This window comes from Acinetobacter sp. YH01020, from assembly GCF_013420275.1.
Classification (GTDB): Bacteria; Pseudomonadota; Gammaproteobacteria; order Pseudomonadales; family Moraxellaceae; genus Acinetobacter; species Acinetobacter amyesii.
The window spans coordinates 1-10420 of sequence record NZ_VOYN01000080.1 but is presented as its reverse complement, the minus strand read 5'-3'; the positions used below and the strand labels follow the sequence as shown (position 1 = coordinate 10420).

At 38.7% G+C, this 10420-nt stretch carries 11 protein-coding genes; 7 read left to right on the top strand and 4 right to left on the bottom strand.

Annotation, left to right across the window (positions count from 1 at the left end; translation table 11 throughout):
- Positions 1–191: 191 nt before the first annotated feature.
- Positions 192–386: a hypothetical protein gene (locus tag FTT85_RS17425; RefSeq protein WP_180004283.1), complete on the bottom strand. Its 195-nt coding sequence runs from the start codon at positions 384–386 to the stop codon at positions 192–194.
- A gap of 457 nt (positions 387–843) precedes the next feature.
- Between FTT85_RS17425 and sbmA the strand changes: the two genes are divergently transcribed.
- From sbmA to FTT85_RS17390, 7 genes are all read left to right on the top strand, one after another.
- Positions 844–2040: a peptide antibiotic transporter SbmA gene (gene sbmA, locus FTT85_RS17420; RefSeq protein ID WP_180159976.1), complete on the top strand. Its 1197-nt coding sequence runs from the start codon at positions 844–846 to the stop codon at positions 2038–2040.
- A 466-nt stretch (positions 2041–2506) separates the two neighbouring features.
- Positions 2507–3478 carry a hypothetical protein gene (locus FTT85_RS17415; RefSeq protein ID WP_180159975.1) on the top strand — a complete coding sequence of 324 codons (972 nt, stop codon included), beginning with the start codon at positions 2507–2509 and terminating at the stop codon, positions 3476–3478.
- Positions 3479–3744: 266 nt separating this feature from the next.
- Positions 3745–4128 (top strand): transposase, encoded by a 384-nt coding sequence (locus FTT85_RS17410; protein WP_180184061.1) that lies wholly within the window; start codon positions 3745–3747, stop codon positions 4126–4128.
- The gene (gene tnpB / locus FTT85_RS17405; RefSeq protein WP_043974827.1) at positions 4125–4460 is read left to right on the top strand and encodes an IS66 family insertion sequence element accessory protein TnpB; all 336 of its coding nucleotides are present in this window, start codon (positions 4125–4127) and stop codon (positions 4458–4460) included. Before FTT85_RS17410 ends, tnpB begins: the two co-directional genes overlap by 4 nt.
- A 74-nt stretch (positions 4461–4534) precedes the next feature.
- The gene (locus FTT85_RS17400) at positions 4535–6118 is read left to right on the top strand and encodes an IS66 family transposase (protein ID WP_180110187.1); all 1584 of its coding nucleotides are present in this window, start codon (positions 4535–4537) and stop codon (positions 6116–6118) included.
- A 136-nt stretch (positions 6119–6254) separates the two neighbouring features.
- The gene (locus FTT85_RS17395) at positions 6255–6917 is read left to right on the top strand and encodes a hypothetical protein (RefSeq protein WP_257232196.1); all 663 of its coding nucleotides are present in this window, start codon (positions 6255–6257) and stop codon (positions 6915–6917) included.
- Positions 6918–7064: 147 nt separating this feature from the next.
- A complete protein-coding gene (locus FTT85_RS17390) occupies positions 7065–7511 on the top strand; it encodes a hypothetical protein (RefSeq protein WP_257232198.1) in 447 nt (148 codons plus the stop codon).
- A gap of 108 nt (positions 7512–7619) precedes the next feature.
- Here the strand turns inward: FTT85_RS17390 and FTT85_RS17385 are convergent, their stop codons facing one another.
- From FTT85_RS17385 to FTT85_RS17375, 3 genes are all read right to left on the bottom strand, one after another.
- Entirely contained in the window at positions 7620–8198 is a 579-nt protein-coding gene (locus FTT85_RS17385) for a DJ-1/PfpI family protein (RefSeq protein WP_168379042.1), read from the bottom strand.
- A 362-nt stretch (positions 8199–8560) separates the two neighbouring features.
- Complete coding sequence (locus FTT85_RS17380) at positions 8561–9166, bottom strand: hypothetical protein (protein WP_180184058.1); 606 nt, start codon at positions 9164–9166, stop codon at positions 8561–8563.
- Entirely contained in the window at positions 9163–9999 is an 837-nt protein-coding gene (locus FTT85_RS17375; protein WP_373886906.1) for an FRG domain-containing protein, read from the bottom strand. Before FTT85_RS17375 ends, FTT85_RS17380 begins: the two co-directional genes overlap by 4 nt.
- Positions 10000–10420 lie beyond the last annotated feature (421 nt).

Below are 10420 nucleotides of genomic sequence, written 5' to 3'. Positions count from 1 at the left end.
AACGTCTGATAATTTTTGAATATCTTTGAATTTCATCCAAGGATTATCCCTCGAATTAAATAATTTTGCTGATTAATTTAAGATCAAATAAATTGTACGTTTTTTGATTTATGACGGAAGTCTAATAATTGTATGATTAAATTTCTTAGAATAAATATGATTTAAAAACAAATCACAAAGTGAGGCGAAAATTAAATTTCGCGCCAAACTTCATTCTTATCTTTCAATGAAATCACAAAGTTAAATTTGTCATCATTACTTACCAAAAGGCCTTCTGGCGTTTGCATAATCACTTTTAGAACGGTACCAGTTTCAAAAACCAAAGGACTGCAATTTTCTTTATTTAATGTAATTGGTTTGAGTAATTCAACAATTGCACTTTCCATTTTACTTCCCCAAGCATAGGTTGTTAATTGAACTTAGCATATTATTGGTGAAGAAACATGTTTTGTAAATGACGTGAGCTACATCGCAGAAAATATTTTAGAGAATTCCATAACTTAAGTTTAAATAATGGTTAAATAATTTATGGATTTTAATTTATTGATATCAAAGAAAATTTATAAAATTACAAATTTTTTAACTGGAACTGTATGTCCTAAGATGTGTCTTTTGTTCCACAAACAATGACCAGATCATCAAAAGGGCATGATTAATAATGAATTTAAGGTGAACTTCAGTTTTCATACTTAAGCTAACCGAAGGATGTGTCATCGTGTATTTGATTGTTAAATTTCAGATTAAACAGCGTTAAATATTCAATCTGAACAAGAAAAATTATGAAATAAAACTTATCATCAGCAACTCAAACTAAAAACAAAGATTCAGGGAAATGTAGGACTAATGTTTAAATCTTTTTTTCCAAATCCAAAATGGTTTTTTGGATCATTCCTTATATGGTTCGTCATCAATATTGTCTTGTGGTATAGCGGTGGCAATAGTTGGGGTACGATGTTTGGTTTACCTGCAAATTATCATCAAGCAGAATTGCCTATTGGTATTAGCCGATTTTGGAGTCCCAAATTTTTATGGTTCTATGTTTGGTTTTTTGTAGCAACGGCGCTTTTTGCAGCCTTTTGGAAGATTAAATCAGATAATCCTTGGCAACGATGGTCTGTGTGGGGAACCGCATTTATCCTGTTTAATGTTTGGTTTAGTGTGGAATGTAATGTCGTAATCAATGCTTGGTATAACCCATTCTATGACCTGATCCAGAAAATGCTTTCAGGTGGTGGGGGCGAAGTGACGATGCTATATTCTGAGATACTGACTTTTCTCTATGTGGCCATGGTGTATGTCACACTGGCTGTATTGAACCTGTTTTTCGTCAGTCATTATGTTTTTCGTTGGCGTACTGCAATGAATGACTTTTATACTGCGCATTGGGAAAAACTGAGAACCATCGAAGGTGCCTCACAGCGTATTCAAGAAGACACGATGCGCTTTGCAAAAACCACAGAAGGACTTGGGGTTAGCTTAGTTGAATCGGTGATGACCTTAATTGCATTTCTACCTGTGCTGCTAACTTTATCAACACATGTAAAGAAATTACCTGTCGTGGGGGAAATCGCCTATGCATTGGTTTGGGCGGCAGTCCTTTGGGCGGTTTTAGGGACGGTTATTTTAATGCTGGTGGGTTATAAACTACCGGGTTTGGAGTTTAATAATCAAAAAGTCGAAGCGGCATATCGTAAAGAGTTAGTTTATGGTGAAGATCATGCAGATCGAGCAGACCCTTTCACATTACAAGAATTATTTACTAAAGTTCGTTTTAATTATTTTAGACTGTATTTTCACTATGCTTATTTCAACCTGGTTCGTATTTGGTATATGCAACTGGATAATATTTATGGATATTTTATTTTGTTTCCAAGTATTGCAGCGGGAACAATCACGCTCGGTATATTAATGCAAATTTTAAATGTCTTTGGGCGTGTACGTGATTCCTTCCAATACCTGATTTCCTCATGGACAACCATTATCGAACTGATTTCTATTTATAAGCGTTTAAGAGCATTTGAAGAAAAAATTAATAATTGATTTTATAAGTTTAAAATAGACCTGCACTAAAATGCAGGTTTTTTTATGACTTTAATTTTAAGTTAATATATTCAAATAAAATCAATAGATTAACATTTTTAGATGAGCTGTTTTTTTTACTCGATTCCATATTGTCGCTCGAATCCTAGATAAGCCTAGTTTTATATCATGATTAATAATAGAGGCTTGTTCTGATGACAGATTTGATAAGCACATAGCGATACATAAATGCTTGCGAAATAACCTGAAATGGAACGATGATGACCGTTCACCAAGGATAAACAAATACACTTAAATAAAATGTGAAATTCATCAAATTAAAATTAACAACATATGCACACATCTCAAACGTGTACGATTTTAGTGATTAAATTTATAAAAATAATAAGTAAAATCAAGATTATAAAATTGTGAAAGACACTGAATTACGCTATTTTTTAAGGGTGAAATTTTTGAGATTTTTGCTGTGAATTTAAAGGCAATTTTATGGGTGGGGAGTATTGGATTTGGATTACATGGTTGTACCACCATGCAGAGTTTAAACCCAAATTCATTTAATCATTATGCATCACCACAAGATGTGATCAATCAAAAAGGGCTTAATAGCGCAAATGGAAAGGCGAAAGAATACGTCTATGATTGGGGGCCACAAAAGAAAAATATGGAAGCAGAATCAGTTATACCCAAGCAAAATATGAGCAGTTACTGCCAAGCCAAAAATGGCAAATTTATTCAACTGAATAAAAGCAATTTGAACCAAGTCAAAAATGCATGGAGTCGTAAATTATTAGCGACCTATAGCAGTATAAAACAGGGCACAGGCGTATTTCAGTGTAGTCAGGCAGATGGACAACGCTGGATGGTTGCAATTGAACCCGTTTCAGAGCGTAAATCAAATGACCGTTCTGAAACCCGCTTAGTGAGTTTGTATACAGCAATCATCGGACCCGAAGAACGTCGCAAAAATTATAATAAACAAGAAGAAGCTGTTGCTAAAAAAGCCACATCAAGCAAAGCAAAACAAACGACAACAAAAAGCAATGCGAAAGATGAAACAAAAAAAGAAGTAGAGACTAAAAAAGAAACCAAAGCCAAAGAGCCTGAAAATAAACCAACAGCGAAACCAGTTGCAGAAACATCGCAGCAGATACAAATGCGCTTATATGTGAATGCACGACGCGATCTGAATGCCGGAAAAAACCAAGTCACCGCTTGTAATAATGCACAGCGCGCTTATAGCTATGGCAAATTAAATGGTGCAAATGCCAATAGAGCCTATGCTGAATCAGGTATGCTCGTTGCAAAATGCTTAACCTCAGTGCCTGCATATAGCAAAAGTTATCCAAACGCCAATGCAAGAGCAAAAGGCATCCTACAAAACTTAGCGACCAACTATAACCACGCAGGGGCAAAAAATATGTTGAATCGTATGAAATAAACTTCAACAGGATAAAAGCCATTTGGGGAAATAAGCTTTTATCCTGATCCAATCATGTACTCAAACAAAGTTTTAAAAATAATAAGGAAAAACCATGAGTTCAGTAAATGAAACTTATTTTAATGCACCATTATTTGACCGAGAATTGACAGAAATTACAGTCAATATCGAGCAAACACCGTAAGCGTCCGCTGAACACACCTTATGAATTCATCCTATAAGCCTTAATTTAGTCCCCACTTAGAAACAAGTGGGGACTTAAATTTATGACTACAAATAATCAGACATCCATCGCATCTCTTGCGAAAAAACGAAGAACATACAGTGCTGAATTTAAACAGCAGATCGTTCAGGCTTGTAAAGCACCGGACGTTTCAATTGCTTCAGTCGCTTTGCAACATGGATTGAATACAAATCTTGTATCCAAATGGATTCGCTTAATTGATGCTAAGCCAGGGAGTGATCGCACACCACTACCGAATAAACCTGCATTTATTGCCTTATCTTGCTCTGCACCATTAGATCCTACTCCTACTGACATGTTAAAAGTTCAAATTACTTTACCCCACTCAAAAGCAGAAATTGGCTTGAAATGGCAAGTATCAGAAATATCTGCTTTAGCAGAATTACTCAAGGCACTTGCAACATGATCCGCATTGATGAAATCTGGTTGTCTACTCAGCCCATGGACATGCGTGCAGGAATGGATACTGCCATGGCTCAGGTGGTGAGAGCCTTTGGCTACATCAAACCGCATTGTGCTTACCTGTTCTGTAATAAACGTGGCCATCGCATGAAAGTGCTGGTACATGATGGACTGGGCATCTGGCTGTGTGCCCGGCGGCTGGAACAGGGAAAATTCCACTGGGCTAAAGTTCACCAGGGTGAAAATGTAGCTCTCAGTCCAGAACAGTTACAGGCACTCATTCAGGGTTTGCCCTGGCAGCGCATTGGACGACAGCAAGTGGTCACAATGCTCTAAACTAGGCTGCTACATTCTACTATTCTCCAAACGTTCTATTTCCTCTGCGTCATGACCTCAGGCATACTGCGGTCATGAATACACTGCCTGACTTAAGCCAACTGACCCATGAACAACTGCTGGAATTTACCCGGCAGTTGGCGATGCAGCATCAGTCTCTGGCACAATCAAATCAAGAATTGGATGCCAAAGTTCAGCATCTTTCTATTCTCAATCAAAAATACGAGCATGAACTGGCGCTGTTTAAAAAGCATAAATTCGCCCAAAAGAATGAACACTTAACGGCAAAACAAATCCATCTATGGGACGAAGCGGTCGAAGAAGATATCGCAGCCGTTGATCTGGAATTAGAACGATTAAATGCAGATAAAACCGATGCAGCGACACAGAAAGCCAAAACCAATAAACCTAAACGTCGACTGCTGCCAGATCATCTACACACCATCCGTATTGAGCATGAACCTGCATCAACCCAATGCAGTTGTGGCTGCCAGTTACGTCGTATCGGCGAAGATATCAGTGAAAAACTGCATTTCAGACCGGCACAGTTCTACAAGGAACAGCATGTTCGTGGCAAATGGGTCTGTGATCAGTGTGACACCCTGACTCAGCAAGCGATGCCTGCCTATGTGATTGATAAAGGCATTGCTTCACCTGAACTGCTCAGCCATGTGCTGGTATCGAAGTATGCCGATCATTTGCCGCTGTACCGTCAGCGCCTGATCTATCAGCGGGCTGGCATTGATCTGTCCAGATCCACTTTATCTGACTGGATTGGTCGCTGCGGTGTGGAACTGGAGCCTCTGGCCAATGCCTTAAAAGAGGTGGTGCTGCAACAGCAGGTGCTGCATGCAGATGAAACACCAGTCACCATTATGCGGATGGGTGAGAATGAGAAAAAACCGAAGAAAGGTTATGTCTGGGCCTATGCCACCACACAGTACAATCCAGTTCAGGCGGTGATCTATGACTTTCAGGATAGCCGTTCAGGTCAGCATGCTGAAGCGTTCCTGAAAGACTGGCAGGGTCATCTGGTCTGTGATGATTACAGTGGTTATAAAGCACGCTTTAAATCAGGCCAGGTCATTGAGGTGGGCTGCATGGCCCATGCACGTCGTAAATTCCATGAACTGCATGTGACCAAAAAAAGTCAGGTTGCTGAACAGGCATTAGTGCTGATTCAGAAACTGTATGCCATAGAAGCAGAACTCAGGAAAAAGACCGATAGTACAGCAGAACAGCGCCGCGAATATCGGCAACAGCATAGTCAACCGGTGATGCAACAACTGTATGAATGGCTCAACCAACATTATCTGACGGTGCCATCGAGTTCTCCAACTGCCAAGGCGATCAATTACAGCCTAAAACGTTGGCAGGCACTCTGCCGCTATCTGGATGATGGTAATTTGCCTATAGATAATAACTGGATTGAAAATCAGATGCGTCCCTGGGCGTTGGGACGTAAGAACTGGCTGTTTGCTGGCTCGCTGCGCAGCGGCCAACGAGCTGCCAATATCATGACTTTAATCCAGTCAGCAAAGCTGAATGGACTGGATCCGTATGCCTATTTAAGTGATGTGCTGAAAAGGCTGCCGACGCATAAAGTGACCCAAATAGAAGAATTACTGCCACACCGCTGGAAATCCGACCAAAATTAAAAAATAGGCATGGGATTCAGCGGACGCTTACCAAACACCCTTCTTTTTGAATGATCGTGGGCATCCAACATATTTAGCGTCACTTGGGTCAGGGATTCATTTAATTACCGAGTCAACTACCAATGCGAAAATGACGATGGGAAATCCCTACGAGGTTTCTTCCGAAATTTCGACTAAAATTACCAATTGGGGGGAGCAAACGGAGCTTGATTTTGAAGGGCAACACTTCGAGTTTATGCCATTAGTCGCAACCAAAGAAACCACAGCAGCTTTTGGTATCACCTTAGTCCATGCAGGTGAAGCGATTCAGATTCATTCAAATCAAAAACGACTGTCAGATATTCAATATGAATATGGCATGATGGCAGGTCATTGTTTTGCCTATCTAGATGGCGGTAAGCCTGACTGTAGTGGAAAAACCTTATTTCCTTTTGTGGCTACTGATTTAGAACATCACGACTTTCCGCATATTTTTAGCGCGACCGATCAGGATCAATTGCCACTGGTCATCTCAGTAGGACGCTATTTTCCAAATCTAGGCAAGATTTACTTGGCAGATTTATGGGTCAATCCGGGAGATGCATTATACATTCCTGCGAAACCAAAATATTCGAATCCAGAGTTTATTGACCTACATAATAATCGTAATGCAGCACTTGCATGTTGGCGAGGGGATAGCAATAAATCGACATTGACCACCCATAGTTTGCTCGATACCCATGGACATTTTTATTGGTATTGGAATAGAAGGCCAACGATTCATCCTCTCATCTATGCACCGACTAGCAAAAATGAATAGTTGAGTTACATAGACCAAACAGCAAATACAGCACTTCATGATACAAAGGTGACTCAAGTTTTGGGAGTTTGGTCTATGGCTTACGGTTTATCTAAAAAATTACATCTACGTTTTTCACGACCAGCAGGTTTGGCTTTATTGACGCTCATGATGCTCGGGACGACTCTGGTGAGTTTGGCGAGTCCGACGGTCGATCAGCTCAGTCAATGTTTAGTGAAATCGACCACTGCGTCGGATAAAACGGCAGTTCTACAATGGACCTTTTCAGCATTGGCAGCGCACCCAGATTTAAAACAGTATAGTAATGTCAGTGATGCGCAAAAAACGCAACTCGATAAAAATCTGGCTCAAGTGATGCAGCGAATCTTGGTTGAGCAATGTTCTACGCAAACGCAGGCCGTAATTAAAGCCGACGGTCTACAGGCTGTAGGCGAAAGTTTTCAAGAGCTTGGTAGTATCACGGGGGATGAAATATTAAAGACGCCTGAAATTAAACAACAATTACAAGGCGTACTGCGTTATGTCGATTTGAATAAATTGGTGACTAAATTTTTAACCCCAGAAATTTGGAATAAGTTAGGTGTGGTTCGTTAATTTTATTTTGAGTAAATAAAAAATGCTCCTTTTATACAAGGAGCATTTTTTATGGATTCACCCTAAATGGATGATGATCCAATGCGTTTTAGTTTCGTGACTCAAGCATTAAATGGTAATCGTCGCGCCTAATGCTTTAACAAATTGCGCCATCCACGCAGGGTGAGCAGGCCAAGCAGGAGCAGTAACTAAATGACCGTCGGTCACTGCATCCGTGACTGCAATATCTGCATACTGACCGCCAGCCAGTTTAACTTCGGCGGCACATGCAGGATAAGCGGAACATGTACGACCTTTTAGCACATCGGCTGCCGCTAGAATTTGCGCCCCATGACAAACCGCTGCAATAGGTTTTTTCGCCGCGTCAAATTCGCGTACGATTTCAATCACACGTGTATTCATACGTAAATATTCAGGCGCACGACCGCCCGGGATCACTAAGCCGACATAGTTTTCTGAGTTAACTGCATCAAAGTCATAGTTAATCGCAAAGTTATGACCGCGTTTTTCGCTATAAGTTTGTTCACCTTCAAAATCATGAATGGCTGTGGCAATGCTGTCGCCAGCTTTTTTGTCAGGACAAACGGCATGAACGGTATAACCAAGACCAACTAAAAATTGAAAAGGTACCATTGTTTCGTAGTCTTCAGCATAGTCGCCCACGAGCATAAGAATTTGTTTTGACATGATGTAACCCTCTGTTGAAATATGATTTATATCAATTTTTCATTTACCTTAGCATATTGGAATGACAGTTTTAAGCAGGCTGTAAATTCTTTAGTTGTATATTTTTATCTGGATTTATAAAAGTTATAGATGGTTATAGTTCAAATTATGATGAGTTTAGTAGGCTAGATGCTATCAATTATTAATGACTTTGGTGTTTTTCACATAGCTTTAAAAAGTTAAATATTTACCTCTCCCTTGTGCAGCAGTGCTGTTCATCTACTAAATGGAGAGGTAAGTAACAATCCATAACGGTATTAAATTAGCAATGGAAGCACCTTCTCCCACTGGGAGAACGCGGGGGTAGAGGGAAACTTAAAAAATTAAATCAGATCAGGATAAAATTTCTCAAATCCCTCATTCACCGCTTCACCTCGCAGCAAATAGCCTTTCGGTTGGATATAACTATAAATTTCCCGTGCGGGTTGTTCATGCCAGCCAATGTTAAAAGCACAGAGTTTTGGGAAAAATTGCAAATGGCTATAGGTCAGATGGTTATGAATCCAATAGGCGAGTTGTTGCCAATTGCTTTGGTCTTTTTCATAAAGTTTTAAAAATGATGGAATGACGATACATGCCGTTGCACCGTAGCCTTTAGCATCGGGATAGTCCCAAATATGACTGGCAAAGTTTTTCTCATTACTTGCGCAATTATGTCCTTTTTCATTGCCGAGTTGGTTCACGCTTGGTGAACGGTAAGCTGAACGAGTGGCAATACGTCCAAACTTTTCTTGCAGTGGTTCAAGTAGTTCTTCGCAGAGTTTCGAGCCCGTACGAATGGCAATATCAGGATGGTCTGGAAAGTTAGGGATACCGTACCAGTTAGCGATTTCGCTATAGAGAAAGTCACGCATAAAGAAAGACTTTGATAGTTGAATGCGTCCTAAGTCTTCGAGTTTGACGATAGAAGATACTTTTTTGATGGTCATATTTTGAAATTTTCTAATCTGTTTTTGATATATTTGGCTGAGTTTTCAATACTTGGATAAACCGTTCTTTGATTGATATTGAGTAAATCTAGTTCATCTAATATTGGCTTTTTATCATCTTTATTTATTCTGATTCTATATACATTGAAGTCATCATTACCACTTTCAGGGATAGCTTCCGCATCTAAACCAAAGATGAGAAAAGATCCTGATTGAGCAATAATCCTTTCTTGGTTTAAACGCCCTTTTACACAGAAAGTGTTTTTAAGATCTTTGATTTCAACTTTAGGTTTGAAGTAGGGTTTTTCATTTAATATACAGTGTAAGTATTGTTCATAAACTTTTTCATTAAGGTCAGAATCATTTAAAAGAACTTTGTTTGGGTCATTTTTTTGGCAATTAATAATATATTGGGATAATTGATCTTTTTGATTAGCAGTGAGTTTTGCTAAATTTGTTAAGCAGGAAATTTTGTCAGAGTCATAAAAACATATATCGTTCTTTTTGACAGAAATTAATACAACTTCACCATCTTCATTATGTTTTAAATTTTCACAGGCAAAGTAGAGTGCAGTCAATGGATTACTAGATATATCGAGCATTCTAGTTGGCATCCCATAATGTTGCATTCGTGTAAGGATGTCAAAACCACTGATGTCATTACTGAAGGAATTAGGTTCCATTGTGAGTAACTCACGAAATAACAAATGTTCACCTTCTAAATAGACTTTTCCTTTGCCAGTGGGATCTTCACGTAAAAGTGAGGGCAATAGTTGGTGCGAAAATTTTCCATGACCTCTATAAAATACTTCACGATTTTCTTTTTTGTTAATAATGAATTCATTTATATCTTTAATTTTTTCTATATAAGTAGAAATACTATTGATATATGGAGGAGTATAGGTAATTTCAGCTTCTATGCTAAAACTAGTTTCAATTGATGTGTTTATATGACCAATAATTTGAGGTGGATTTAGTAGGTCAATATTTTGATTTGGAAAAGTTTCTTTTATCTCTTCTAAATTTGAAAAGATATCAAGAGGCGCTAATTTTTCAAATAAGTTAGAATTTTTAATTGCCCAATGTGTTCGCGTTTTTTCCCAACCATCAAAATTTAATGCTTTTTCTCTCTGTACACGACAAAAATAGATAACTCATTGAAATAATGTCACAATAATTGTTTTCTAACGACGAATACTATGACACATCTCAATGAGTTATATCTTATCTTAAACAAATCTCTAAAATGGAACA